Origin of the sequence: Streptomyces sp. NPDC092370 (assembly GCF_044755265.1) — a bacterium.
Classification (GTDB): Bacteria; Actinomycetota; Actinomycetes; order Streptomycetales; family Streptomycetaceae; genus Streptomyces.
This window is the reverse complement of record NZ_JBIVQO010000009.1, coordinates 119948-146291: the sequence shown is the minus strand read 5'-3', so window position 1 is coordinate 146291 and position 26344 is coordinate 119948. Positions and strand designations below refer to the sequence as shown.

Here is a 26344-nt window from a genome sequence, read left to right as displayed (position 1 = left end):
GGCACCCCGTCCTGCGGAACGCCCGCCCGCCGGCCCACGAGGACGACGGGAGCCCTACTTCTCCGTCACTCCCGCCGAATCGAACGTCGCCACCTCGTGCATCGCCCGGGCCGTGCTCTGCACCAATGGGAGGGCGAGCAGGGCGCCGGTGCCCTCGCCGAGGCGGAGGTCGAGATCGACCAGGGGCCGCAGGCCCAGCTTGTTGAGGGCGGCGACATGGCCCGGCTCGGCGCTGCGGTGGCCCGCGATGCACGCGGCCAGGACCTCCGGGGCGATCGCGCGGGCGACCAGGGCGGCGGCCCCGGCGCTCACGCCGTCCAGGATGACCGGCGTCCGCAGGGAGGCGCCGCCGAGGAGGAGGCCGACGATGGCCGCGTGCTCGAAGCCGCCGATCGCGGCGAGCACGCCGATCGGGTCGGCCGGGTCCGGCTGGTGGAGTTCCAGGGCCCGGCGCACGACCTCGGTCTTGCGGGCGAGGGTCTCGTCGTTGATGCCGGTGCCCCGGCCCGTGACCTCGGCCGGGTCCGCACCCGTGAAGACGGAGATCAGGGCGGCGGACGCGGTGGTGTTCGCGATACCCATCTCACCGGTCAGCAGGGCCTTGTTGCCGGCGGCGACCAGGTCGCGGGCGGTTTCGATGCCGATTTCGATGGCCTGTCCGGCCTCCTCGCGGGTCATCGCGGGCCCGGTCGTCATGTCGGACGTACCGCCACGGATCTTGCGCGGCAGCAGGCCCGGGGTGGTCGGCAGGTCGGCGGCGACGCCCACGTCCACGATGCAGACCTCGGCGCCGACCTGGGTGGCGAAGGCGTTGCAGACGGCACCACCGCCGAGGAAGTTGGCCACCATCTGGGCCGTGACCTCCTGCGGCCAGGGGGTGACGCCCTGTGCGTGCACACCGTGGTCGCCCGCGAAGACGGCGACGGCGGCGGGCTCCGGGATGGGCGGCGGGCACTGGCGGGACAGGCCGGACAGCTGCGCGGAGATGATCTCCAGCATGCCCAGCGCACCGGCCGGCTTGGTCATACGCTTCTGGCGCTCCCACGCCTCGCCGAGCGCCTTGGCGTCCAGCGGGCGGATCTGCGCGACGGTCTCGGCGAGCAGGTCGTGGGGTTCCTCTCCGGGCAGGGCACGGCGGCCGTATGTCTCTTCGTGCACGACCCAGGACAGCGGGCGGCGCTTGGACCAGCCGGCCTGCAACAGCTCGGGCTCGTCCGGGAATTCGTCGACGTAGCCGACGCACAGGTAGGCGATGATCTCGAGGTGCTCGGGCAGGCCGAGGGCGCGGACCATCTCGCGCTCGTCGAAGAAGCTGACCCAGCCGACGCCGAGGCCTTCGGCGCGGGCGGCGAGCCAGAGGTTCTCCACGGCCAGGGCGGCCGAGTACGGAGCCATCTGGGGTTGGGTGTGGCGGCCGAGGGTGTGGCGGCCGCCGCGGGTCGGGTCGGCGGTGACGACGATGTTCACCGGCGTGTCGAGGATGGCCTCGATCTTCAGTTCCTTGAACTGCTTCGCCCGGCCCTTGGGGAGGGACTTCGCGTAGGCCTCACGCTGGCGCATGGCCAGTTCGTGCATCGCCCGCCGGGTGTCGGCGGAGCGGATGACGACGAAGTCCCACGGCTGCGAGTGGCCGACGGAGGGCGCGTGGTGGGCGGCCTCCAGGACACGCAGGAGCACATCGTGCGGGATCGGGTCGCTGCGGAAGCCGTTGCGGATGTCGCGGCGTTCACGCATGACCTTCAGCACGGCCTCGCGCTCGGCGGGGTCGTAGCCGGGGGCGGCGGGGCCGGTGGACTGTCGGGCTTCTGCCACTGCGGCCGCGCTCTCTTCTCGGCGTTCCTGGTCGGCCAGGTCTTCGTGTTCGGCGGCCCGGGTGTCCAGGTCGTCGGCGTTCTGTGCGAGTTCGGCGTCGACGTCGCGGGGTGCCGGGACGGTGGTCATGGGTGCGGGAGGCTCCAGCGTCTCGGGCGGTGCCGGCAGGGACTGCTGCGGGCCTTGCACGGGCTGCCCGGCCGACTCGTCCACGACCGGGGCAGCGGCGGGGGCCGGAAGTACGACGGTGACGTCCTCGGTGGGTGCCGGGGTGCCGGGGGCCGGGTCGGGCGTCACGGTTCCGGCAGCGGGGGCGACCGCGACCGCCTCGGGGGCGCCGACCGGGACCGCTGCGTCGGCGGCGGGATCGGTCACGGGCGCCTCCGGTGCCTGAGGGGGTACGGGGGCCGCGACCTCGCCGGGGGCCGTGGCCGCGGAGGGCCGAGCCGGGGAGGGCCGAGCCGGGGAGGGTGTTTCCGGGGCGGCTTCCTGCGCGGTCTCGGGCGCGGCGGGAGCGGGTGCGTCGGCGGGCAGGGCGGTTTCGGCGACCGGGGTCGGGGCCGGGGTGGCTGCCTCGACGGAGAAAGCGGCCGTTTCCCGGCCGTCCGACTGCGGCTCGGGGGCCGGAGCGGCGGCGACCTGGGGTGTTTCGACGCCGGGAGCAGGGGTCTGGGGGGCCGTCGCCCCGGGCTGCCGGGCGGTCGACACGCCGTCGGATGCCGCCGGGGGCTGGGGTGCGGCCTCTTCTGCGGGGAGGACCTGCTCCGGTGCGGCAGCTTCGGGGGCGACGGAGACGGTGGCGTGAGCGATCGGCGCGCCCGCCTCGGGAGCGGTCACGGCCGGGGCCGGTACGGGGGCCTCCGGGGCGGCGGCACGCGGAACCTGTGCGGCAGCCTCGGGGGCGACGGCGGTGGCGTCCGGGGCCGGTGTGGCAGCCTCCGCAGCGACGGCGGTGGCGTCCAGGGCCGGTGCGGCAGCCTCCACAGCGACGGCGGTGGCGTCCAGGGCCGGTGCGGCAGCCTCCACAGCGACGGCGGTGGCGTCCAGGGCCGGTGCGGCAGCCTCCGCAGCGACGGCGGTGGCGTCCAGGGCCGGTGCGACGGCCTCGGGGGCGACAGCGGTGGCGTCCGGGGCCGGTGCGACGGCCTCGGCGGTCGCCTCCGGAACCGGTGCAGCGGCCACGGGAACGGTGGCGTCAGGAACCGGTCCGGCAGCTTCGGGGACAGCGTCCGCTGCCGGCGTATGCGCAACGGCCTGGGGGGCCGCTACCGGCGGGTGAGCGACGGCGTCCGAAGTCGCCCCGTCCGGTACCGGGGCGCTGACCTGTGCACCGGCGGCCTCGGACGGGGTCACGACGGCATGCTCCGGACCGGAGGCGGCCTCCGGGAACGGGACCGCTTCGGGAACCTGGCCGGCTTCCGGGGCGGGGGCGGGGGCCGGGGCCACGGCCTGCTCGGCTGCGGCCGTCGGGGCCTGTGCGCCTGCGGCCACCGGTCCCGCCGACGGGGCCTGTGCGCCTGCGGCCGCCGGCCCGGAAGTCCCAGCGCTCTGGGAGGGTGCCTCCGCCGTCGGCGCCGACTCCGCAGTCGGCGGCACCTCGACTCCCGGAGCGGCTACGGCTCCGGCCTCGGCCGCGGCCACCTGGGCGGCGTCCGGACCAGCCGTGGCACCGGCGGGGTCACCCGCGACGACCGTGTCCTGCTCGGGAACGGCGTGTTCGGCCCCGGACGCCCGGACGGCTTCGGCGGCGGCCACCCGGTGCTCGTCCGGGACGGCACCCGTGTCCGCGGGGTCCGCTGTCCGAGCGGGCACAACGTGCTCGGCAGTGGCCGTCCGGCCCGCGTCCGGACCGGTACTCGCACCGGCGGAGTCACCCGCGACGGCCGGTTCGGCCGCAGGGAGGTGCCCGGCCTCGGACGCGGCGGCCCCGCCTTGCGCCGCTCCCCCGCCCGTCCCCACCGGGTCGCCCGCGACCGCCGCGGGAGCAGCCTGACCGTCCTCGGCAGTGGCCCTCCCCCGCTCTTCCGGGTCGAGGCCCGCGCCGGCGGGGTCTTCCCCGAGGGCCATGCCCTCCGCTGGCACGGCATGGGCGGCCTCGGCCGGCGCCGGCGGTGTGGGGTGGTTCGTCTCCGTCGTCGCGGGGGCCGCGACCGCCTGGGCGGTGCCCATCGGTTCCGTCGCCGGAACAACCGTTTCCGCAGGCGCCGCCCCGGCACTCACCTGAGCCGCATGCGTGACCTGGGCGCCCCAGGGCGCAGCGGGCGCGGCGGGCGCCGAGGGTGTCTCGGGAGCGCGGGGACCGTCGAGGTACTCGGGACCCGCCGAGGAGGGCGCCGGCTGTCGTACGGGCGCGTCGGCGGGGCCGCGGTCGGCGAGGGAGCGGACCGGGCTGGCGGAGCTGTCGGGCAGCGGCGGGCCGAGGTGCAGCGGCCGGCGCGGAGTGATGGGCGGGATAGGCGGCGGATCGGGCAGGCGGACGCCTCCGAGGTCGACCGATCCGCTGTCGCGGCCGGAGATCTCGTGCGGGCCCGGCTGGTGCACGGTCTCGAGGACCGGCTCCGGCGCGGGCGGAGGGACCTCGTTGCCCCAGGCGCCCTGGGCGCCCGGCAGAAGCAGCAGGTCTTCGTCCTCGGCGGTGGTTTCGGAGAGGTAGGTGTACGCACCGTGCGCGGGGGCGCCCGGCTGCTCCACCATGCCTGCGCTCTCCGGCAGTCCCTCGCCCGGGACCTGGCCGGTGTCGGTCATGCGTACCCCTCGCCCATCGGTTAGTGCTCCTACGACCAGCTCGCCCGGAACGGCGCACCGACCGCCCCGCAGTGAAGAACGAGCGTGCGTCCCCAGCGGCACGAACGGTCCGCCCGGAAAAGGCGACAAAGCCATTCACTGGCATTGTCGCGGTCGAACCACCCCCACGGCAGCTTGATCCGCGACGGTTCCGCTGTGGACTGCGCCACGTTGCGCGTCCTTCGGTTCTGCCGTACCACACACCTCCCAAAACGGGCGGGTTTTCCGGACATTGACCGACGAAGCGCCGGGCGTCCTTGTGCGGTGCAGCGATCGGCCAGCCTACCGCGCGCGGTACGACAACCCGATCACGGGGACGGCGGCGGGGTCAGGCACCGCGGGGCGGGAGCACGCCGCTGAGCAGGAACGCGACGCTCCGTTCCTTTTCCGTCCAGGCCCGGGTGTCGAGTTCGACGGATTGCAGCAGGGCGCACTCGACGCCGTAGCCGTGCTCGGTCAGGTCGCGGCCGATGAGTTCGGCGGCGTCGCGGGTGGCGGCGTGCGTGACGATGCGCTGTGGACGGCGGTCGGCGACCGCCAGGACGACGGCCGCTCCCCCACCGCCGACGCGGACGACGTCCGGTTCGGGGAGGTTCTCCAGGATGTGCGGGGCGGTGCCGTGCACGATCTGGAGCTGCACGCCGAGCCGGCGGGCCGCGGCGTCGGTGCGGGCGCAGGCGGCCCGGTCGCTGTCGACGGCGAGGACGGCGGCACCGGCGCGGGCCGCCTCGATGGCGAAGGCGCCGCTGCCGCAGCCGATGTCCCACACCAGGTCGCCGATGCGGGGCCCCAGGTGGGCCAGTTGGGAGGCGCGCAGCAGCTGGGTCTCGCCCTCGCCGAGGTCCGCCCCGTAGGCGTCGGCGGGCAGGGTCCAGCCGCGCGGTCCGGCGGACGGATCGCGGCCGGAGATCCAGCCGCCGGTCTCCCCGGTGGTGCCGGGCCGGGCCGGGCCGCCGAGGACGATGACGACGTTGGGGTCGCGCCAGGTGTGGTCGGCGGCCTTGTCGGAGGTGACGACGGAGACGCGTTCGCGCGCGGTGCCGAGTTCCTCGCAGATGACGAAGGAGCGGTGGACTCCTCCGAGAAGCAGGCCGAGTTCGGCCGGACCGGCGCCGGGTGAGGTGAGGACCGCCACCTTGGTGTGGGCACGGCATACGTTCACCGCGCGGCGCAGGGTGCGGGGGTGTGCGACGACCACCTGTGCGTCGTCCCAGGGCATGCCCGCGCGGGCGAAGGCGGCAGCGACGGAGGAGACGGCGGGCACGACCTCCACTTCGAGGCCGAACTCCGGGGCGCGCAGGGTGCGTACCACGCCGAAGAAGCCGGGGTCGCCGTCGGCGAGCACGACGGCCGTGCCGCGGTGGCCGGCGATGCGGCGGGCGGCGAGGGCGACACTGCCGAGGCGGATGCGCTCGGCGCCGGCGGGAACCTCGGGGAGCGCCAGGTGGTGGGGGGCACCGGCCACGAGCGTGGCGGCACCCAGGGCGGCACTCGCCGCGGCGGTCAGCGGCGAACCGTCCCATCCGATCACCGTGACCCGGTCGGCCATCGTCGTCAGTCTCCAGGGGTTTTCGCAGGTCGTCTGTGCAACGTCAGGGGAAGCAGCCCGCGAGCGGGCTCCGTGAGGGTACCCGGTGGAGGTGTCAAGGGGAGCGCTGGTGCGCTCGTCACCGTCGTCCTCCGGGCGGTTTCGGCCTAGTTCCAGTCGCCGAAGGACGTGAAGCCGTCGCGGAGCTGGTCGCCCACGCCTTCCAGGTCCTCGGGGAGCAGGCTCCAGACGATGTAGTCGGTGCGTACGTCGGTCCATGTGCCGTCCTCGGCACGGGCCCGGGCTATACAGGCGTTGCGCAGCACGCCCTCGCTGATACAGCCGATCTTCTGGGCGACCTGCTGGGAGGCGGTGTTGTCGGCCGCCGTGCGCAGTTCGATGCGCTCGAACTTCTGGTCCCCCAGAAGCCACTGGGCGGTGGCCAGGGCGGCCTCGGAGGCGTAGCCCTCACCGCGGGCCCAGGGGGCGATGATGTACGACAGTTCGGTGGAGCGCACGTGCCAGTTGGTCTTGCCGAGCTGGATGACGCCCACCAGGCGCTGGGTGAGGAACTCGGTGACGGCGAAGTCGATTCCGTGTCCCCCGGTGCGCTGCGCGGGGGCGTACTCGGTGATCCAGGTGCGGGCGCCGCTTTCGGTGAACGGCTGGGGGACGGAGGTCCAGGCCGCCACCTGTTCGTCGTTCATCATCGCGGCCAGGGCGACGACGTCGTCTTCGTCGAGGGGACGCAGCACCAACCGCTCCGTGCTGATGGAGATGTTGGGGAAGGTGCTCGTCATCCGCCGCTCCGTAACCTTCGGTGAACCTTCAGGGCATGCTGAACTGCCCAGCATGCAGCATGAAAGCACTGATCCGCATCATGGGGCCCTCCCCCCACCGGACGAGGGAGGACCCCGGGTGCGCGGGTGCCGGACGTGGGCTCAGAAGGAGGCGAGCACGGAGCCGGCGTACTTGTCCTGGATGAACTTCTTCACCTCGGGCGAGGTGAGGAGCTTGGCGAGCTTCTTCACGCGCGGGTCGTCCTCGTTGCCCTTCTTCACGGCGAGGAAGTTGCCGTAGGGGTTGTTCTTCGGGGACTCCAGGACGAGGGCGTCCTTGGACGGCTCGAGGTCGGACTCGATGGCGTAGTTGCCGTTGATCACGGCGGCGTCCACGTCGTCGAGGGAGCGCGGGGTCTGGGCCGCCTCCAGCTCCTTGAACTTCAGGTTCTTGGGGTTCTTGGTGATGTCGGAGGGGGTCGCCTCGTTGCCGACGCCCGCTTTGAGGGTGATGAGTCCGTCGGCCGCGAGGAGCTTGAGGGCGCGGGCCTCGTTGACCGTGTCGTTCGGGATGGCGACGGTCGCACCGCTCTTCAGGTCGTCGGCCTTCTTGACCTTGTGGGAGTAGAGGCCGAGCGGCTCCAGGTGGACCGTGACGACGGGCACGATGTCGGTGCCGTTCTTCTTGTTGAAGTCGTCGAGGTACGGCTTGTTCTGGAAGTAGTTGGCGCCGACGGAGCCGTCCTGCGTCGCCGTGTTCGGCGTGACGTAGTCGGTGAACTCCTTGACCTGCAGGTCGAGGCCCTCCTTCTTCGCCAGGTTGTCCTTGACGTAGTTGAGGATCTCGGCGTGCGGGACGGGGCTGGCGGCGACGATCAGGGGCCCGTCGGTGTCGGAGCTGTCCGCGCCGCAGGCGCTGAGCCCGAGGGTGAGGGCTCCGGCTGCGAGCACGGCAGTGGTGATCTTGGCGGTGTTACGCACGAAAAGTGCCTTTCCTTATGACCTTGTGGTGGTGCGGCCCCGTCGTGGGTGAACGGGGAGTTCAGGAGGCGGCTTTGAGCAGCCGCAGTTTGGGGGCGGGGCCCGCGTGGGCGCCGCGGCGGTGCAGGGTGCGGGCCGCGTAGTCGCCGGCGAACTGGATGACCGAGATGACGACGGCGAGGATCGCGACGGTGATCCACATCAGCTGGGTCTCGAAGCGCTGGTAGCCGTAGCGGATGGCGATGTCTCCGAGGCCTCCGGCGCCGACGGTGCCCGCCATGGCGGAGTAGCCGATGAGGGCGACGATCGTGGTGGTGGTGCTCGAGATCAGCGAGGGCAGCGACTCGGGGACGAGGACCTTGCGGACGATGGTCCAGGTGTTGCCGCCCATGGACTGCACGGCTTCGACGAGCCCGTGGTCCACTTCGCGGACGGCCGTCTCGACCAGGCGCGCGAAGAACGGGATGGCGCCGACGGCGAGCGGCACGATGGCGGCCTGGACGCCGATGGTCGTCCCGGTGATCGAGCGGGTGAAGCCCATCAGCGCGACCATCAGGATGATGAACGGCAGGGAGCGGGCGATGTTCACGATCTGCCCGATGACCTTGTTGGCGGCGACGTTCTGCAGGAGGCCGCCGCGGTCGGTCAGCACGAGCAGGACGCCGAGCGGCAGTCCGCCGACGACGGCGATGAGCGTGGACCAGCCGACCATGTAGAGGGTGTCCCAACACGCCTGCCCCAGCAGGGGCTGCATCTCGGACCAGGTCACTTGGCACTCTCCTTCACCGGTTCGCACTCGTGGCCCAGGACGTCGATCTGGAGGCCCTGTTCGCGCAGGAAGCCGATCGGCACGACGTTGTCCTCGTAGCGGCCGGGCAGTTCGATGCGCATCCGGCCGACCTGGAGGCCGCCGACGGTGTCGATGGCGGCACCGAGGATCGATATGTCGATGTTGTAGGTGCGGGCGAGCTGCGAGATGACGGGCTGGGTGGCGCTCTCGCCCTGGAAGGTGACGTCGACGACGGTGCGGTCCTCGCCGGTGGCCTCGCCACCCAGCGGGAACAGCGCGTCGGCCAGTTCGGAACCGGGGGTCGCGAGGAGCTCGGTGACCGTGCCCGACTCGACGATGCGCCCGTTCTCCATCAGCGCGGCCGAGTCGCAGACCGACTTCACGACGTCCATCTCGTGGGTGATGAGCAGGACGGTCAGGCCGAGCTGCCGGTTCAGGTCGCGCAGCAGCGCCAGGATGGAGCGGGTGGTCTCCGGGTCGAGGGCGCTGGTGGCCTCGTCGGACAGCAGCACCTTCGGGTCTCCGGCGAGGGCGCGGGCGATGCCGACGCGCTGCTTCTGACCGCCGGAGAGCTGCGCGGGGTAGGACGTGGCCTTGTCGGCGAGGCCGACCAGGTCGAGCAGTTCCAGCGCCTTGCGCGAGCGTTCCTGCCCGGACTTCCCGAGGATCTCCAGCGGCAGCTCGACGTTGTCCTGGACGGTCCGGGAGGACAGCAGGTTGAAGTGCTGGAAGACCATGCCGATACGGCTGCGCGCCCGGCGCAGTTCCTTTCCGGCGCGCGGGCCGCGGCCGGCCAGGGCGGTGAGGTCCTGCCCGGCGACGGTCACGGTGCCGGAGGTGGGGCGTTCCAGCAGGTTGACGCAGCGGATGAGCGAGGACTTGCCGGCGCCGGACTGGCCGATGACGCCGTACACCTCGCCTTCACGGACGTGCAGGTCGACGCCGTCAAGGGCGGTGACCTCGCGGCCGCGTGCACGGTAGACCTTGGTCAGGCCCGAGGTGGTGATCACTGGGATTCCGTCACTGTCGAGTGCGCGGGCATGGGTGTGCCCGGGCACGGGGCGTTCGGTCAGGGACGCGACACGGTTCTCGCTTCAGAGTGGAACCGGGGAGAACATGTGCGCGGGGCGGCTTCGGGTCCCGCGGCGCTCAGGGCGCGCGGACGGGCCGCGTCTCGCTTCGGGGCGCGAGCTCAGGGGGTGGTGCGGGGGCCCTCTAGAAGGCGCACATTCGACACATACAACGAGCACCGGGCGTCATGGTCGCCTCGGTCGCGGGGATGCGGTCGCTCGTCGTGGTCATGTCGTCAGTAAAGCATGCGTACGGTCCTGACCGGCCCTCCGCCGTCCGGATGCTGGACAGCGGTGGACAGAGCCGGTGCGTCCTCAGCCGCGCGGGGAGATCTCCACGCCCAGCTCGGTGACCAGCACGGACAGGGCCGACAGGTTCTCGACGACCAGATCGGCGTGGAGTTCGCGGGCCGGGTGGGTTGTGGTCAACGCCACGGTGGTCATGCCGGCGGCGCGGCCGGCCGTGAGGCCCGCGGGGGCGTCCTCGAAGACGACGCACTGCGCCGGGTCGACGCCGAGCGCGCGGGCGGCGAGCAGGTAGGGCTCGGGGTCGGGCTTGCCGCGCGTGATGTCGTCGGCGGCCACGAGGGTCTTGGGCAGGATGCCGACGGCGTCGAGGCGGGCTTCGGCGAGCCGGCGGGTCGCGGAGGTGACGACAGCCCAGCGGTCGGCCGGCAGGGAGTCGAGGAGGTCGCGGGTGCCCGGCAGCAGCTGCACACCGCCGTTCGGCACGTCGTCCACCTCCAGGTCCTCGATCCGCGCGACGGCCTGCGGCACGACGCCGGCGGGCAGCAGATCGGCGGCTATCTCGGCGGCCGGCCGGCCGTGCAGCTCGACGCGCGCGAACTCCTCGGCCGTGATCCCGTACTCCCCGGCCCACCGCCTCCAGCAGCGGTCCACCGAGGCGAGGGAGGAGACGAGGGTTCCGTCGTTGTCGAACAGCAGGGCCTGGGCGTGGATCGTCATGTCCTCGACCCTACGGTGCAGGCCAGGGCCAAAAGCATCGGGCCTTTTCGGCCGTAATAAGGTCGCAGCATGCTTGATGCCCTGACGCTGGTGACCGGCGTCGCCGCGCTGCTGCTCGCCGCCTGGTGCGGCTGGGCGGCCTACCGTGACCAGCCCACGAAGGACTGGCATTTCATCGGGATGGCCGTGGTCACGCTGCTGTCGCTGATCCAGCTGGTGGTGGGGATCGTGCTGCTGGCGCGGGGTCAGAAGCCGGAGCAGGGCACGACGATCTTCGTGGTGTATCTGCTGGGGGCGTTCGCGTGCGTCCCGGCGGCGGGGTTGATGTCGCTGGCCGAGCGGACCCGGTGGGGTTCGGTGACGGTGGCCGCCGGCGGTGTCGTGCTGGCGGTGCTGGAGGTGCGTCTCTATGACATCTGGGGAGGCTGAGGTGGCCCGGCGGCGGCTGACCAGCGGGCCGGGCACGCTGCTGGTGTGGCTGTACGGCGTGATGGTCGTGGGGGCGGTGTCCCGGTCCGCGTATCAGATCGCGACGCAGTTCGACCGGGCTCCGCTGGCGTACTCGCTGTCGGCAGTGGCCGGTGTCGTGTACGGGTTCATCACGTACACGCTGGTCCGGGGTGGAGAGACGGCCCGGCGGGCGGCGCTGGTGTGCTGTGGCGCGGAACTGGTGGGCGTGCTGACGGTGGGGACCTGGACCCTGGCCGAGCCGTCCGCCTTCCCGGACGCGACCGTGTGGTCCGACTTCGGGATGGGGTACCTCTTCATTCCCGTGCTCTTGCCCCTGTCCGCCATCTACTGGTTGCGCAAAGGCGTGCCTCAGGAGGATGCCGCCTGAGACGCGTCAGGCGGCCGCGGACCCGTGTTGGCTGATCTCACGGTTTCCCCGCTACCCCTGGAGGGGCGTTGATCAAGCCGTCGCCGCGTAAGAGCCGGCCGGCTTCTCGAGGACGATCATCGGTACGCCGTCGGCGCCCTGGGACGTGCCCACCGTGACGTAGCCGACCTTGCGGTAGAGGCGGAGGTTGCCCTCGCTGCGGTGGCCGGTGTGGAGGCGGAAGCGGGTGGTGCCGTGCCGGTCGGTGAGGGCCGCTTCGGCCGCTCGCAGGAGACGGGCGCCGATGCCGTGGCCCTGGAGACGGGGGTGGACGCAGAGCTTGCCGATCGCCGCGGCGCCGTCCTCGGTGACCGAGCCGCGAACCGAGCCGACGACCTCGTCGCCGAGCCGTGCCACGAAGACGCAGTCGCGGGTGACCTCCTCGCGGACCGAGTCGAGGGTTTGGACGAGCGGGTCGATGCGGTAGTTCCCGTACAGCGCCGCCTCCGTCTGGAAGCACAGGTACTGCAACCTGAAAATCTGCTCCGCGTCCTGCTCGGTCGCCGCAGAGATGGTCACGCTCATGCCCATGTGCGCACGCCTCCCGCTCATCTGATCACCTGTCGTCCCCCACTCCTATCCCCGTCCTCAACGGGCCGCAACCTCCGGCGCGAGCAATCTCCTCAGACATCCCAGACATCTGGAACGTTCCGGGCCAAGACTCCCCTGTGACATACCCAACTCCCCTGCGATTTCCCGGTATGTCAGGTCCGCAGGCGAGAGCAGCGCCTCCAGCAGCCGGGGGCAACGGCCGGGGAGGCGGCGCACTGCCTCGCGCAGGGCCCGACCACGGGCGGCGGCGAGGGCGAGCTGTTCGGGGTCATGGCCGCCGTCGTCGACCGGATCACCGGCATACGGCCGTTCGAGACGGCTGGTACGGCGAGTGCGGCGCGCCTCCGAACGGACGGCGCGGCGAAGCCATTCCTCGGGGTCCAGCGGCGGGCCCTTGGCGTCGAGGCGTTCCAGCAGGCGGAGCCAGACCGCCTGCTCCAGGTCGCCCGGCTCGGTTCCGGCGGAATACGACTCCGCGGAGGCCTCGGCGGTGAGCAGCGGGCGCAGGGCGGTGACCAGGTCGTGCGTCATATGCGGAGCGACGCGGCCGCCCGGGCATCGGGTTGCCCGGACGACCGAAGCTCACTCGACCGGGGGGTGCGAGCTCAGGTGTTGACGCCCTCAGCCGTTGAAGTCCGCGCGGGCCAGCAGGCCTGTGTCGGGCTGATCGGTGAAGACGCCGTCGATGCCGGTCGCGAAGTACGTGCGGTACGCGGCGAAGACGTCACCGTAGGCGTCCGCCTCCGCGCCCGTGCGGAAGTTCGCGGGCAGGAAGGGGTTCTCGTTGCGCATGGTGTACGGGTGCAGGATCAGGCCCACCCGGTGCGCGTCGGAGACCAGCGTCGTCGGCTGGGTGAGGTTGCCCTGGGCATCGCGCGGGATGACCAGGTCCAGGGTCGGGCCGATGCCCTGCGCGTAGGAGGCGATCTCCCGCAGGCCGGCCGGCTTGACCAGGTCGGCGACCGTGCGCGGGTCGCCGGTTTCGACGAAGTCCCAGGGGCGGGAGCCGGCCGAGGACAGCAGGACGACCAGCGGGTTGTCGACGAGCTTGTGCAGGCGCTGGACGCTGGTCGGCTCGAAGGACTGGAGGATGACCGGGGAGGTGCGCCGGTCCTTGCGGTACTTGCCCAGCAGCTTGGCGACGCGCTCCTCCAGCGGCAGGCCCTGCTTGCGGAAGTAGGTGGGGTGCTTGAGCTCGGGGTAGATCCACACCTGCCTGCCGCGCTTGCGGGTCTGCTCGTCCTGCCACCTGAGGACCTCCTCGAAGGTGGGGATCTCCCAGCGGCCGTTGTAGAGGGCCGTCCTTCGTCGGCACCAGGTCGCCCGCCTCGACGATGTCGGCACCCATGTCGAGGGCCAGCTGGTACGAACCGAAGGTGTGCTCCGGGCGGTAGCCGCTGGCCCCGCGGTGGCCGATGATCGTCGGCTTGGGCAGGCTCCGCACGCCGCCGCCGTGCCGGGCGCCGTCGGCTCGTGCTGTGCCGGCCATGCCGAGGACCGCGCCGCCGGCACCGAGTACCGCCGCGCCGAGCAGGGCCCGCCGTCCGGTACCGCTCGTTTCTTCGTTCGACTCCCGCGTTCCCATGAGCGCCCTCCCTGCCGTTCGGCTCGTCAGTGCGCGCTGATCGTAGGGGCGCGTGCATGACCGGTGGGAGACCCCGGGCGGAACACGCGGGTGATGTCGGGTGTCGTAGTGGCTGGTGGGGAGGACGAGTTGACGGTTCGTCGCGTCCGCTCGATTCGGCCCGTCCGTTCTGGGAACGCGTCCGGTGTGCCCGGGGCGATGTGCGTCACATCGTGTCGGCCGCGTTACACCTCGTCGGCGGCGCGCCACCGCAGGTAAACACGCGTCAACAGTGCGTAAGGCCTCGGTGAAGTCGCCGTGCCCGATGTGCGCGATCCCCGGGGCCACGAGTATCGTCCTCACCTGCACAGACTCATACAGAAACCCCTTGACACCGGAGGGTCCGTTGTCCCGCTTCGCGCTCATCAAGGCAGTGCTCGGCCCGATCATGCGCCTGATGTTCCGCCCACAGGTGGAGGGTGCGCAGCACATTCCCGGCACTGGCCCGGTCATCCTGGCCGGCAACCACCTGACGTTCATCGACTCGATGATCCTGCCGCTGGTCTGCGACCGTCAGGTCGTGTTCATCGGCAAGGACGAGTACGTGACCGGAAAGGGCCTCAAGGGCCGGCTGATGGGCTGGTTCTTCACCGGCGTCGGCATGATCCCGGTGGATCGCGACGGTGGCCGGGGTGGTGTCGCCGCACTGATGACCGGCCGTCGCGTACTGGAGGAGGGCCGCATGTTCGGGATCTACCCGGAGGGGACCCGGTCGCCCGACGGGCGCCTGTACCGGGGGCGGACGGGCATCGCCCGGCTGACCCTGATGACGGGTGCGCCCGTGGTGCCCTTCGCCATGATCGGCACCGACAAGCTGCAGCCGGGTGGTGCGGGACTCCCCCGGCCCGGCAAGGTCACCGTGCGGTTCGGCGAGGCCATGGAGTTCTCCCGGTACGAGGGGATGGACCGGGACCGCTATGTACTGCGGGCGGTGACCGACTCGGTGATGACCGAGGTCATGCGGCTGTCCGGTCAGGAATACGTGGACATGTACGCGAGCAAGGCGAAGGAAGCCGCGTAGTTCCCTCGGACGCGGGCGGGCCCCGCGTGGGTGCGGACGCGCGGGGCGGCCTGGGACCGTGAGCGGCTGCGGGTGAGTGGGGGCTTGCCGTGGGTCTCCCGCGCCCCTGAGGGCAGGGCCTCAGGGGCGTCCGGCGGGCGGGGTCACGCGTGGTTCCTTCCGCTCTCCAGCTTCTGACCCCCGAGCAGGAACCACGCCGCCACCGCCGCTGCCAGCAGGACCGCCGCACCCACGCCCGCCGCGAGCGCCAGGCCGTCGACGAAGGACGTCCGGGCCGCGTCCAGCATCGTCGCGGCGCTGTGGGCGGGCATGCCCCCGGCCGCCTCGACGGCACCGCCCAGCGACTCGTGCGCCGCGGCCGGTGTACCCGCGGGGCCGGTGAAGTCCCGGTAGACGCCGGTCACGATCGAACCGAGCGCGGCGATACCGAGCGCGGCACCGAGTTCGTACGCCGTCTCGGAGACGGCGGACGCGGAGCCCGCCTGCTCCTTGGGCACGCTGGAGAGGATCACGTCGGCGGTCACCGTGAACGAGAATCCGGCGCCGACGCCGACCACCAGCAGCGCGGCCCCGAGCAGCGGGTAGCCGGTGGACTGGCCGAGCACCGTGAGCGCGGCGAGCGCGAGGCCGATGGCCGCCAGGCCCCCGGAGACGACGGCCCGCACCGAGAAGCGCCGGGCCGCACGCCCCGCGAGCAGTCCGGCCACCACCGCGCCGACCGCCGCGGGCAGTTCCGCCAGACCGGCCTCGAGCGGACGCCTGCCCTGCACGAGTTGCAGGTACTGGGACAGGAAGAACACCAGCCCGGACAGGCCGAGGATGGTCAGCAGGTCGGCCAGCACCGCCCCGCTGAACCCGCGGTTGCGGAACAGCCGCATGTCCAGCAGCGGGATCGGCAGCCTGAGCTGACGGCGGACGAACCCGTGAAGCGCGGCCGCGCCCAGCAAACCCGCGGCCAGGGTGCTCCAGGCGAAACCGTGGGTGGCGGCCTCCTTGATCGCGTACACCAGGCCGATCATGCCGACCAGCGACAGCACGACGCTGACCAGGTCCCAGGGGCCGGGGTTCGCGGTGCGCGACTCGGGCAGCAGCTTGATCCCGACGAGGACCAGCACGGCCATCACGGGCAGGTTGATGAGGAAGACCGAGCCCCACCAGAAGTGCTCCAGCAGGAACCCGCCGACGATCGGGCCGACGGCCGTACCGGCGGAGGCGGTGGCGCCCCAGATGCCGACGGCCAGACTGCGTTCGCGCGGGTCGTTGAAGAGGTTGCGGATCAGGGCGAGCGTGGCCGGCATCAGGGTGGCGCCCGCGACGCCGAGCAGCGCCCGCGCCACGATCATCGTCTCGGGGCTCGTGGCGTAGGCGTTGAACACGGATATCGCGCCGAACGCCGTGGCACCGGCCAGCAGGATCCGCTTGCGGCCGATCCGGTCGCCGAGGCTGCCCATGGAGACCAGCAGGCCGGCGATGACGAACGAGTAGACGTCGCCGATCCACAGCAACTGGGTGCCGGAGGGCTTGAGGTCCTCGCTGATGTAGGGGGTCGCGAGACCGAGGACGGTCGCGTCGACGGCCACCAGCAGCACGGCGAGCACGAGTACGCCGAGCGCGAGCCAGCGGCCCGGGCGCTCCACCGCATCGGTGCGGTCCGCCGGCTGCAAGGTGCTGGTCATGAGTCCTCTCTCCTGACGGCGCCGCCGAGCAGCAGCTCGACGATCATGTGCTGGAAGTCCTTGGGCGCGCCCTTGCCGCTGTGCACCATCCAGGCACCGGAGGCCATCAGGCCGTACAGCGCCTCGGTGAGCCAGGCGGGCGTGAGGTCGATGCGGAACTCTCCGCTTTGCTGGCCGCGCCGGAACAGGGCGGAGATCCGGTCGTCGATCCGGGTCCAGCCCGCGTTCTGCTCCCCGCCCTCGAAGAGCTGGTTCTCGGTGTACAGGAACGCGAGCAGCCCGGCGGCGGGCTCGATGGCGCCGACCAGCCGGCGTACGGCCTCGCTCGCGGTGCCCTCGCCGAGCCGGGCCTCATCCAGGGCGGCCTCGCACTCCGCGATGCCGAGCTCCTCCAGCGCCCGGACGAGGGCGTCACGTCCGGCGAAGTGCCGGTGCAGCGTGGCCCTGCTGATTCCGGCGGCCTTGGCGACCTCGTCCATCGTCGCGGTGGATTTGCGGGTCAGCAGGGCGGCGGCGGCGCGCAGCATGTGCTCAGGATCGACAGCCATGAGACAACCATAAGGCATATGAGACAGTGATGTCTCATTCCGGGCATGAGTGCCTCGCGGCTGCCGTACTGCCGCACTGCCGTGCGGAAAGGGGTGATCAGTGCCAGGGCAGCTGCCCGCGCCGTTCCCAGTAGGTGTGCGGCTCCTCCACCAGCGCGGCGAGGCGGGCCAGCTGGTCGTCGTCGAGATCGACCACCGCGGCGTGCAGGTTCGAGGCGAGCTGGGTCGTGGTGGCCGCGCCGGAGAGGACGACACCGGCCCAGGGCTGCCGGAGGATCACGGCCAGGGCGACCGCGTCGCAGCCCAGCCCGGTCCGCTCGGCGATCTCCTTGAGGGCGTCCGGGGCGTGCGGCCCGGCGAGGCGGCCGTTGGCCATGCCCTCCTTGACGATCACGGTGAGTCCGGCGTCGTGCGCCTCGGCGAGGGCGGGACCGGCGGAGGTCTCCAGCGCGTTGTACGTGGACTGCACGGTACGGAAGAGGGGTTCGCCGTCGACCGTCACGGCCAGGGCCGCGCGGATCGCCTCCGCCTGGGCGGGGCCGCTGGTGGAGAAGCCGACGGTGAGGCCCCGCGCGGCGGCCTCGGCGAGCTTCGCGTGCAGTTCCTCGTCGGTGAGGGCGGGGCTGTCCGGGGTCACCGAGTGGATCTGGTAGAGGTCGAGGCGGTCGCCGAGCAGGGCGTCGCTCTCCGCCCACTGCCGTTCGTAGGCGGCGAGGCTGTGGTCCTTGACCTCGTGCTTCTCGGCGTCGGTGGACCAGTCGGCGGTGTAGGTGTAACCCCACTTGCTGCCCACCACGATGTCGTCGAGGCCGGGCCTGCCCTTCAGCCAGTCGGCGAGGAACTCCTCGGAGAGGCCGTAGGAGCGGGCGGCGTCGAAGTAGCGGACACCTTGGGCGTAGGCGGCGTCGAGGAGTTCGTGGGTGCGTTCCCGCAGGGCATCGACCGTGCGCTCCGCGGGAAGGTCTTCGTCCCGGCCCAGGGTGATGTAGCCGGGGCGTCCGACGGCGGCGAGGCCGAGGCCGATGTGACAGGTGGGGGTCGTCGCTGCGGCCAGGCGGGCGAAGGGCATCGTCGGCTCCGTTCGGTCGGCTCCGGTGGCTTCCGGACAACGTAACCTGCGATGACCTTCGCCCCGGGACCCGGCCGCCGCGGTGTTTCGGCGCGTGCGGTTCGCTTCACCTGAGCGCGCGGTGCCCCGCGCCCCCGATCAAGCCTGCTGACGGGCCGTCGCCCAGGCGTGCTGGGCCGCCACGTCCGCCTTCACCTCTCCCAGCTGGATCGCCACCGCGCTCGGGGCCGTGCCACCCCTGCCGTTGCGGGAGGCCAGGGCGCCGGGGACGTTGAGGACCGTACGGACCTCGGGGGTGAGGTGGGCGGAGATCTTGGCGAACTGCTCGTCCGTGAGCTCGTCCAGTTCCTTGCCCTCGGCCTCGGCAACCTTCACGCACTCGCCGGCGACCTCGTGGGCCACGCGGAACGGGACGCCCTGCTTGACCAGCCACTCGGCGATGTCCGTGGCGAGGGAAAAGCCGGCCGGGGCCAGTTCCTCCATGCGCTCGCGGTGGACGGTGAGGGTGGCCATCATGCCGGTGAAGGCCGGGAGCAGGACCTCCAGCTGGTCGATGGAGTCGAAGACCGGCTCCTTGTCCTCCTGGAGGTCGCGGTTGTACGCGAGCGGGAGGGCCTTGAGGGTGGCCATCAGACCCGTCAGATTGCCGATGAGGCGGCCGCTCTTGCCGCGGGCCAGCTCCGCGATGTCCGGGTTCTTCTTCTGAGGCATGATCGACGAGCCCGTCGAGAACGCGTCGTGCAGGGTCACGAAGGAGAACTCCTTCGTGTTCCAGAGGATGACCTCCTCGGCGATCCGGGAGAGGTTGACCCCCATCATCGCCGTGATGAAGGCGAACTCGGCGACGAAATCGCGGGAAGCCGTGCCGTCGATCGAGTTGCCGACGCTGCCGTGCTCGAAGCCGAGGTCCTTCGCCACCGCCTCCGGGTCCAGTCCGAGGGAGGAACCCGCCAGGGCGCCCGAGCCGTAGGGCGAGACCGCCGTGCGCGCGTCCCACTGGCGCAGCCGCTCGGCGTCCCGGGAGAGGGACTGGACGTGGGCCAGGACGTGGTGCGCGAAGAGGACGGGCTGGGCGTGCTGGAGGTGGGTGCGGCCGGGCATGGCCACGTCCGGGTGGGCCTCGGCGAGGCCGATCAGCGCGTCCTGCAGCTCGGCGATCAGACCGCCGACGATCCGGGCGTGGTCGCGCAGGTACATCCGGAAGAGGGTGGCGACCTGGTCGTTGCGGGAGCGGCCCGCGCGCAGCTTGCCGCCGAGGTCGGGGCCGAGGCGCTCCAGGAGGCCGCGCTCCAGGGCGGTGTGGACGTCCTCGTCGGCGATCGTGCCCACGAAGGAACCGTCGGCGACGTCGCCCTCCAGCTGGTCCAGCCCGGCGATCATGCGGGTCAGCTCGTCGTCCGTGAGCAGACCCGCCTTGTGCAGCACACGCGCGTGGGCGCGCGAACCGGCGATGTCGTACGGCGCGAGCCGCCAGTCGAAGTGGACGGACGCGGACAGCTTCGCCAGAGCCTCGGCGGGACCGTCGGCGAAACGACCGCCCCAGAGCCGGACGTCACCGCTGTTGCTGCTCACCTGCTGCGCTCCTCTGTGGATGTTGATGTGCCACCGCTTCCCCGCACCGGGGAGGCGGTCGTCACGCTACTGCTTGCGCGAGGTCCCGCCGGGCCGCGATCGACATGCATGAGTATGCAGAGTTCTGCATGATTCGTCAATCGACCCCGGCATGGGGCCGGAATCCGGACGGCGCGAGAAGAATTTGAAGATCCGTTGAACACGGGAAACCGCTTACCCGTACCTCTCGCCGAACGCAGGCGCCGCGTTTCGACCGACGAACCCCCCGACCCCCTAGTGAGGCATCCGCATGTCCAGGGCTCTTCCGAAGTACAACAAGCGTCGCGTCACCTTCATCGGCGGCGCCGCCGCAGTGGCGCTGTCCGGCACGGTGATCGCCGGATTCGCCCTCGCCGGGGAGACCTCCAAGAGCAACGGGGCCGGCGCCCGGACACTCGCGAGTCCCGGCACGATCACGTGCCCGGACGTCAGGTCGAAGCTCCCGGCGGTCCCCGCCTCCGCCAAGGCCGAGGTCGACCGCAACCTGACCCTGCTCAACACGCAGATCCAGGAAGCCAACAAGCGCCTGGCCGACACCGTCGGCCAGGGCGGCCCGAACTTCGTCCAGAACGCCATCCTCGGCCCGCTCAAGGACAAGCGCGTGGCGACCGTCAACCGCATCGCCACCGCCATCGGCCGCACCGCCGCCAAGCCGCAGGGCCTGGACTCCCTCGCCGCCTGCGCACTCAACGGCGCGGGCACGAACGCGGGCGGCGGCGCGGCCGGCAAGCCGCAGGCGGGCGGCAATGCCGGTAACGCCGGTAACGCCGGTAACGCCGGTAACGCCGGTAACGCGGGCAACGCCGGCAACGCCGCCGCCGGCACGATCACGTGCCCGGACGTCAGGTCGAAGCTCCCGGCGGTCCCCGCCTCCGCCAAGGCCGAGGTCGACCGCAACCTGACCCTGCTCAACACGCAGATCCAGGAAGCCAACAAGCGCCTGGTCGACACCGTCGGCCAGGGCGGCCCGAACTTCGTCCAGAACGCCATCCTCGGCCCGCTCAAGGACAAGCGCGTGGCGACCGTCAACCGCATCGCCACCGCCATCGGCCGCACCGCCGCCAAGCCGCAGGGCCTGGACTCCCTGGCCGCCTGCACACTCACCAAGTGAGGTGACAGGCGCTGTGGCCGCCCCGTGGGAGCGCCGGCCGGGGCGGCCGCATCGACGCCCGCATGCGGGATCCGGCAGAGGTGACCGGATCCCGCAATTCTTTAGACAGTCGAAACACCCGCGCTCATAATCTCGGACATGGGAAAGACTCATGAGCGCATAGACGGCCGGCTCCGCACCTTCATCGAGGCGCAGCCGGTCTTCTTCACCGCGACCGCCCCACTGGCGGCCGACGGCACGGTCAACCTCTCCCCCAAGGGACTGAGGGGCTCTTTCGTCGTGCTCGACGAACTCACCGTGGCCTACCTCGACTTCGCCGGTTCCAACGCCGAGACCATCGCCCATTTGCGGGAGAACGGGCGGATCACCCTGATGTGGTGCGCCTTCCAGGGCCCGCCGAACATCGTCCGGGTGCACGGCAGGGGCGAACCGGTCTTCCGCGACGACCCCCGTTTCGCCGAACTGCTCACGCACTTCCCCGACATCGACCCGAAGCCGCACGGCCTGCGCGCGATCATCGTCGTCACCGCCGAACACGTCCGTGACACCTGTGGCTACGGCGTGCCCTTCATGGCCTACGAGACGGACCGCGATCTGCACGGCAAGCGGTTCGCCCGTGAGGACGACGCCTCGCTGAACGCCTACTTCACCAAGAAGGAGTACATCGCCACCAGCCTGGACGGACTCCCCGGGCTGCCGTTGCCGCTGCCCCCCTCTACCGTCTGAGGCATGCGCCCCGGTGCCGTCGCCCTCGCCGTCTCCTTGCTCGTGGTGCTCGGCGCCGGGCCGCCCACCCCCGTGCCACCGTTGCCGGCCCGGATGGCGGACACCGGTGGCGGCAGCCAGCTGATCACAGCGGTGGCTCCGCAGCGCGCCTCGACGACGGGCACCGTCACCTGGTGGGACCGCGACGGAGGCGGGCGCTGGGTGAAGAGGGGCTCCGCGCCCGCACGCTTCGGGGCGAAGGGGCTCGTCGAGGGCGCCTCCCGCAAGCAGGGCACGAACACCACCCCCACCGGCCTCTACGGCCTGCCGTACGCGTTCGGCATCGAGGCCGCGCCGCGCGGGACGGCGTACGGGTACCGCCGGGTGCGCCAGGAGTCCTGGTGGTGCCAGGACAACGACTCCCGCTCCTACAACCGCTGGACCGAGCCACGTGCGGCGGACTGCCGGGCCGCCGAGTCCGAGCACCTGATCACGTATCGCACGCAGTACGCGCACGCGCTCGTCATCGGATTCAACTACGAGCGTCCCGTGCGCGGGCGGGGCGCGGGCATCTTCCTCCACGTCGACGGGCGGGGCGCGACGGCCGGTTGTGTCTCCGTGTCCGAGGACGCGATGCGGCGCATCCTCGTCTGGGCCGACCCCGCGCGGCGTCCGCACATCGCCGTGGGGACGCTCAGCGGAAGCACGGCCGTCACGCGCCTCTGAGAGTCCGTCGGCCCGCGCGCGAGTGTTACCAACGGTCACTCCTGTTCGCACACGACTCGGCACCCGGCTGAACACTCCCGTGTCACCGCACGTATCTGTGGGCCAAGGGTCAAGTCCCCACGGAGGAACCGTGACCACCACGCTCGCAGGCGGACGTGCCGCCCGCCGCCAGACGATGCGCCGCATCCGCCCGCGCCGCTCCCCGGCCGTCCCGCTGCTGATCGCCCTGTGGGCCGGTGCGGCGGCCGTGCTGTGGCTGTGGTGGGACAACACACCGTCCCTCGCGGACACCTCGGCCAAAATCTTGGCCGCGGGCCGCATCACCGGCCTGCTCGCCGGGTACCTCATGGCGCTGGTGGTGCTCCAGATGGCCCGGGTGCCCGCGCTGGAGCGCCGGGTGGGCACCGACCGGGTCGCGCGCTGGCACGCCATGACCGGTCGCTACACACTCTGCCTGGTCCTCGCCCATGTCTTCCTGATCATGTGGGGCTACGCCCTGCAGGCGGGCAAGGGGCTCGGCGACATCGTCCAGCAGACGACCGACTCCATCAACCAGCTGCCGGACATGGGCAAGGCCGCCATCGGCACGGGGCTGCTGTTCCTCATCGGGATCCTGTCGATCGGCGGGGTGCGCCGCCTGATCGGCTACGACACCTGGTACCACGTGCACCTGCTCACCTACGCGGCGGTGTACCTGACGTTCTGGCACCAGATCACGACCGGCAACGAGTTCGCCGTCGAGCCCGCGGCCAAGACCTTCTGGTACGGGCTGTACGGCGTGGTGACCGCGCTGGTCGTCTGGTACCGGATCCTCACGCCGATCCGGCTGAACCTGCGGCACCGCATGCGGGTCGAGGCGGTCATCGAGGAGACCCCGGGCATCGTGTCCGTGCTGATCGGCGGGCGCAAGCTGCACCGGATGGGCGCGGAGGCCGGGCACTTCTTCCGCTGGCGGTTCATGGCGCCGGGCATGCGCTTCAGCTCGCACCCCTACTCCCTGTCGGCGGCGCCCCGCCCGGACATGCTGCGGATCACCGTCAAGGCGATCGGCGACCACACCTCCCGGCTGCGCGAACTGACGCCCGGCACGCGGGTGTGGGCCGAGGGCCCGTACGGGGCGATGACCGCGCAGCGCCGCAGCCGCGGCAAGGTGCTCCTGGTGGCCGGCGGCGTGGGCATCACCCCGATGCGGGCGCTGTTCGAGACGCTGCCGGGCGCGTCCGGTGACATCACGCTCCTGTACCGGGCCAACAGCACCCAGGACCTGGCGCTGTGGGGCGAGCTCGCCAAGATCGCCGACGAGCGTGGCGCGCGGCTGATGTACGCGGTCAACAGCCCCGACGGGGAACGCCCCGACATCTCCGCCGAGTCCCTCCAGCGGAAGATCCCGGACATCGACAACCACGACGTCTTCATGTGCGGGCCGCCCGGCTTCGCGCAGTCCGTCTACGAGGCACTGCGCGGCGCGGGAGTACCCGCCCGCCGTATCCATCACGAGTCGTTCGAGATGTGAGCGACGGGACACCAACGGCCCTTCAGGAGTTTGGGAAACGATGAGGAAGTCTCACCCCGTCCGGCGCGCCGTACTCGCCGGCGCAGCCACCGTCTCCGGGATCGTGCTTCTGCTGTCCCTGAAGCCGGCCTCCGACCCGGGTTCGGCCCAGGCGGCAGGGCAGGCGCCGCCCGCGGCGGCCGGACAGGCACCGCAGGGCGGCGTGAACGGCGCGGTCACCGGTGACGCGGCGCAGACGCAGTACGGCGCGGTGCAGGTCCGCCTGACGATGAACAACGGCAGGATCACCCGGGCCGAGGCGGTGCAGGCGCCCAAGGGCGGGCGCAGCGACCAGATCACCGCGAGCTCGGTGCCCCGCCTCAACCAGGCGGTGGTCGCGGCGCAGAGCGTGGAGATCGACGCGGTCTCGGGCGCCACGTACACCAGCGCCGGCTACAAGAAGTCCCTCCAGTCGGCCCTGGACAAGGCGAAGGCGTCGGCCGGAGCGCAGCAGGGGTCGGGGGACGCGCAGACGCTGACCGGTGATGTCGCGCAGACGCAGTACGGCCCCGTGCAGGTGCGGGTGACCGTCGTCGGCGGGAAGATCACCAAGGCCGAGGCGGTCCAGGCCCCCAAGGGCGGCCGCAGCGACCAGATCACCTCCTCCTCCGTCCCCCGCCTCAACCAGGCGGCCGTAGCGGCCGGAACCGCCGACATCGACGCGGTCTCGGGCGCCACGTACACCAGCGCCGGCTACAAGAAGTCCCTCCAGTCGGCCCTGGACAAGGCTCCGGCCGGGGGCGGTTCCTCGCAGGCCGCGGGGTCGGGGGGCGGTCGGACCGAGACCCAGACCCTCACCGGCAGCGTGGCGCAGACGCAGTACGGCCCGGTGCAGGTGCGGGTGACCGTCGTCGGCGGGAAGATCACCAAGGCCGAGGCGGTCCAGGCCCCCAAGGGCGGCCGCAGCGACCAGATCACCTCCTCCTCCGTCCCCCGCCTCAACCAGGCGGCCGTAGCGGCCGGGAACGCGCAGATAGACGCCGTGTCCGGGGCGACGTACACCAGCGCCGGCTACAAGCAGTCCCTCCAGTCCGCGCTGGACCAGGCCGGTGGCTGACCAGGTGACCGACTCCGCAAAGGCTCCCGCCGCGGTACGTCATGCCGAGGAGACGATGGGGACCGTCTTCTCCTTCGACGTCCGCGGCGGGGAACCGGCCGCCGTGCGCGCGGCCCTGGACGAGGCCGTCGCCGGGCTGCACCGGGTCGACGCGGTGTTCAGCACGTACCGCGAGGACAGCCAGATCTCCCGGCTGCAACGTGGGGAGGTGACCGTCGAGGAATGCGACCCCGAGGTCGCCGAGGTGCTGGAACTGGCCGCCGAGGCGGAGCGGTTGAGCGACGGCTGGTTCAGCACCTCCTACCGGGGCCGCCTCGATCCGACCGGCATCGTCAAGGGCTGGGCCGTCGAACGGGCCGCGCGGCGGCTGGCGGAGGTGCCCGGGGTGTGCGGGGTGAACCTGAACGGCGGCGGGGACGTGCAGCTCCTCGGTACGCCGGGGGCTCAGCGCCCGTGGCGGGTGGGTGTGGCCGACCCACTGCGGCCGGGAGGCCTGGCGGCGGTCATCTCGGCCGCCGGGGCCGACGAGCTGTCCGTGGCCACGTCCGGTACGGCGGAGCGGGGTGCGCACATCGTCGATCCGCGCACGGGCCGTTCGGCCGTGACCGACCTCGTCGCCGTCACGGTGGTGGGGCCCCATCTGACCTGGGCCGACTGCTGGGCGACGGCGGCGTTCGCGATGGGCTCGCGGGAGGGCCTGGCGTGGCTGGAGTCGCTGCCGGATGTCGAGGCGCTGCTCATCACCGCCGGTGACGAGGTGCGGTGTACCGGGGGGCTGGCGGCGAGGATGGGGTGAGGTGTGGCCGGGGGCGTGCGGGTCCGCAGCCCGCCGAAGCGGGGTACCGCTGCGCCCACCCGTGCCGCCTTCAGCGGCACGATGGCCCGCCCCTGGGCCGGCCCAGGGGCGCGGGGAACCGCGCGATCAGCCACGGACAACCCGCATCCGACGACACGACGCTCAGTGCCCGTTCTGCGCCAGCCTCAGCAGATGATCGGCCAGCGCCTGCCCGCCGGTCGGCTCCCTGCTGATCAGCAGCAACGTGTCGTCACCGGCGATCGTCCCCAGGATGTCGTGCAGTTCGGCCTGATCGATGGCCGAGGCCAGGAACTGCGCGGCCCCCGGAGGGGTACGCAGGACCACGAGGTTCGCCGAGGCCTCCGCGGAGATCAGCAGTTCCTGCGACAGCCGCCGCATCCGCTCCTCCTTCGCCGACCCGCCCAGCGGCGCCCGGGGCGTACGGAATCCGCCCTCGCTGGGCACCGCGTAGATCAGGTCGCCGTCGGTGTTGCGGATCTTCACCGCGTTCAGCTCGTCCAGGTCCCGGCTGAGCGTCGCCTGCGTGACGCTCAGCCCGTCGTCGGCGAGCAGCTTCGCCAGCTGGCTCTGCGAGCGGACCGGCTGCCGGTTGAGGATGTCCACGATCCGGCGGTGGCGGGCGGTGCGGGTCTGCGGCACGGCGGGCCCGTTCGCCCCCGGCTGCTCGTGGTCCTGCGCCTGGCTCATC

23 protein-coding genes and 1 pseudogene are annotated in these 26344 nt (G+C 71.9%); 9 read left to right on the top strand and 15 right to left on the bottom strand.

Annotation, left to right across the window (positions count from 1 at the left end; translation table 11 throughout):
* Window positions 1-54: 54 nt before the first annotated feature.
* From cobT to ACIQHQ_RS25885, 7 genes are all read right to left on the bottom strand, one after another.
* The gene (gene cobT / locus ACIQHQ_RS25915) at window positions 55-4557 is read right to left on the bottom strand and encodes a nicotinate-nucleotide--dimethylbenzimidazole phosphoribosyltransferase (protein WP_402615632.1); all 4503 of its coding nucleotides are present in this window, start codon (window positions 4555-4557) and stop codon (window positions 55-57) included.
* 367 nt (window positions 4558-4924) lie between these two features.
* On the bottom strand, window positions 4925-6145 hold the full coding sequence (gene cbiE, locus ACIQHQ_RS25910; protein ID WP_402615630.1) for a precorrin-6y C5,15-methyltransferase (decarboxylating) subunit CbiE: 1221 nt from the start codon (window positions 6143-6145) through the stop codon (window positions 4925-4927).
* Window positions 6146-6291: 146 nt separating this feature from the next.
* Window positions 6292-6924, bottom strand: coding sequence for a GNAT family N-acetyltransferase (locus tag ACIQHQ_RS25905; protein WP_402615627.1), 633 nt, complete (start codon window positions 6922-6924; stop codon window positions 6292-6294).
* A gap of 141 nt (window positions 6925-7065) precedes the next feature.
* Window positions 7066-7884, bottom strand: a complete 819-nt coding sequence (locus tag ACIQHQ_RS25900) for a MetQ/NlpA family ABC transporter substrate-binding protein (RefSeq protein ID WP_402615625.1) — start codon at window positions 7882-7884, stop codon at window positions 7066-7068.
* 61 nt (window positions 7885-7945) lie between these two features.
* Window positions 7946-8653, bottom strand: coding sequence for a methionine ABC transporter permease (locus tag ACIQHQ_RS25895; protein ID WP_402615623.1), 708 nt, complete (start codon window positions 8651-8653; stop codon window positions 7946-7948).
* Window positions 8650-9684 (bottom strand): methionine ABC transporter ATP-binding protein, encoded by a 1035-nt coding sequence (locus tag ACIQHQ_RS25890; protein ID WP_402615621.1) that lies wholly within the window; start codon window positions 9682-9684, stop codon window positions 8650-8652. Before ACIQHQ_RS25890 ends, ACIQHQ_RS25895 begins: the two co-directional genes overlap by 4 nt.
* Before the next feature lie 375 nt (window positions 9685-10059).
* Window positions 10060-10710 carry an HAD family hydrolase gene (locus ACIQHQ_RS25885; protein ID WP_402615617.1) on the bottom strand — a complete coding sequence of 217 codons (651 nt, stop codon included), beginning with the start codon at window positions 10708-10710 and terminating at the stop codon, window positions 10060-10062.
* A 69-nt stretch (window positions 10711-10779) separates the two neighbouring features.
* On the opposite strand from ACIQHQ_RS25885, the gene ACIQHQ_RS25880 reads away from it, so the two are divergent.
* Both ACIQHQ_RS25880 and ACIQHQ_RS25875 read left to right on the top strand, forming a co-directional pair.
* On the top strand, window positions 10780-11139 hold the full coding sequence (locus tag ACIQHQ_RS25880) for a hypothetical protein (protein ID WP_402615614.1): 360 nt from the start codon (window positions 10780-10782) through the stop codon (window positions 11137-11139).
* Entirely contained in the window at window positions 11120-11548 is a 429-nt protein-coding gene (locus ACIQHQ_RS25875) for a hypothetical protein (protein WP_402615611.1), read from the top strand. The genes ACIQHQ_RS25880 and ACIQHQ_RS25875 overlap by 20 nt, the downstream gene beginning before the upstream one ends.
* Window positions 11549-11620: 72 nt before the next feature.
* On the opposite strand, the gene ACIQHQ_RS25870 is transcribed toward ACIQHQ_RS25875, so the two are convergent.
* The 3 genes and pseudogenes from ACIQHQ_RS25870 to ACIQHQ_RS25860 all read right to left on the bottom strand — a co-directional run bounded on the left by ACIQHQ_RS25870 (window position 11621) and on the right by ACIQHQ_RS25860 (window position 13628).
* Window positions 11621-12118 carry a GNAT family N-acetyltransferase gene (locus ACIQHQ_RS25870; protein WP_402616054.1) on the bottom strand — a complete coding sequence of 166 codons (498 nt, stop codon included), beginning with the start codon at window positions 12116-12118 and terminating at the stop codon, window positions 11621-11623.
* 57 nt (window positions 12119-12175) lie between these two features.
* Window positions 12176-12670, bottom strand: coding sequence for an RNA polymerase sigma factor (locus tag ACIQHQ_RS25865; RefSeq protein ID WP_402615609.1), 495 nt, complete (start codon window positions 12668-12670; stop codon window positions 12176-12178).
* Between the two features lie 90 nt (window positions 12671-12760).
* Window positions 12761-13628, bottom strand: a pseudogene (locus ACIQHQ_RS25860) (glycerophosphodiester phosphodiesterase family protein).
* Window positions 13629-14109: 481 nt separating this feature from the next.
* Here ACIQHQ_RS25860 and ACIQHQ_RS25855 point away from each other — a divergent pair.
* Window positions 14110-14784, top strand: a complete 675-nt coding sequence (locus ACIQHQ_RS25855; RefSeq protein WP_402616052.1) for a lysophospholipid acyltransferase family protein — start codon at window positions 14110-14112, stop codon at window positions 14782-14784.
* Window positions 14785-14927: 143 nt separating this feature from the next.
* Here the strand turns inward: ACIQHQ_RS25855 and ACIQHQ_RS25850 are convergent, their stop codons facing one another.
* The 4 genes from ACIQHQ_RS25850 to argH form a co-directional block, all read right to left on the bottom strand.
* Entirely contained in the window at window positions 14928-16460 is a 1533-nt protein-coding gene (locus ACIQHQ_RS25850; RefSeq protein ID WP_402615607.1) for an MFS transporter, read from the bottom strand.
* A complete protein-coding gene (locus ACIQHQ_RS25845; RefSeq protein ID WP_402615604.1) occupies window positions 16457-17008 on the bottom strand; it encodes a TetR/AcrR family transcriptional regulator in 552 nt (183 codons plus the stop codon). The genes ACIQHQ_RS25850 and ACIQHQ_RS25845 overlap by 4 nt, the downstream gene beginning before the upstream one ends.
* 97 nt (window positions 17009-17105) lie before the next feature.
* A complete protein-coding gene (locus tag ACIQHQ_RS25840; RefSeq protein WP_402615602.1) occupies window positions 17106-18077 on the bottom strand; it encodes an aldo/keto reductase in 972 nt (323 codons plus the stop codon).
* A 138-nt stretch (window positions 18078-18215) separates the two neighbouring features.
* Window positions 18216-19649 (bottom strand): argininosuccinate lyase, encoded by a 1434-nt coding sequence (gene argH, locus ACIQHQ_RS25835; protein WP_402615599.1) that lies wholly within the window; start codon window positions 19647-19649, stop codon window positions 18216-18218.
* A gap of 289 nt (window positions 19650-19938) precedes the next feature.
* On the opposite strand from argH, the gene ACIQHQ_RS25830 reads away from it, so the two are divergent.
* The 6 genes from ACIQHQ_RS25830 to ACIQHQ_RS25805 all read left to right on the top strand — a co-directional run bounded on the left by ACIQHQ_RS25830 (window position 19939) and on the right by ACIQHQ_RS25805 (window position 25635).
* Window positions 19939-20799, top strand: coding sequence for a hypothetical protein (locus ACIQHQ_RS25830; protein WP_402615596.1), 861 nt, complete (start codon window positions 19939-19941; stop codon window positions 20797-20799).
* A 138-nt stretch (window positions 20800-20937) separates the two neighbouring features.
* On the top strand, window positions 20938-21525 hold the full coding sequence (locus tag ACIQHQ_RS25825) for a pyridoxamine 5'-phosphate oxidase family protein (protein ID WP_402615594.1): 588 nt from the start codon (window positions 20938-20940) through the stop codon (window positions 21523-21525).
* A gap of 3 nt (window positions 21526-21528) precedes the next feature.
* Complete coding sequence (locus tag ACIQHQ_RS25820; protein WP_402615591.1) at window positions 21529-22230, top strand: L,D-transpeptidase; 702 nt, start codon at window positions 21529-21531, stop codon at window positions 22228-22230.
* Window positions 22231-22360: 130 nt separating this feature from the next.
* On the top strand, window positions 22361-23743 hold the full coding sequence (locus ACIQHQ_RS25815) for a ferric reductase-like transmembrane domain-containing protein (protein WP_390990716.1): 1383 nt from the start codon (window positions 22361-22363) through the stop codon (window positions 23741-23743).
* Between the two features lie 40 nt (window positions 23744-23783).
* Window positions 23784-24839 carry an FMN-binding protein gene (locus tag ACIQHQ_RS25810; protein ID WP_402615589.1) on the top strand — a complete coding sequence of 352 codons (1056 nt, stop codon included), beginning with the start codon at window positions 23784-23786 and terminating at the stop codon, window positions 24837-24839.
* A gap of 55 nt (window positions 24840-24894) precedes the next feature.
* Window positions 24895-25635, top strand: a complete 741-nt coding sequence (locus ACIQHQ_RS25805; RefSeq protein WP_402616049.1) for an FAD:protein FMN transferase — start codon at window positions 24895-24897, stop codon at window positions 25633-25635.
* A 162-nt stretch (window positions 25636-25797) separates the two neighbouring features.
* On the opposite strand, the gene ACIQHQ_RS25800 is transcribed toward ACIQHQ_RS25805, so the two are convergent.
* Window positions 25798-26343, bottom strand: a complete 546-nt coding sequence (locus ACIQHQ_RS25800; protein WP_031114708.1) for an arginine repressor — start codon at window positions 26341-26343, stop codon at window positions 25798-25800.
* Between the last annotated feature and the right edge of the window lies 1 nt (window position 26344).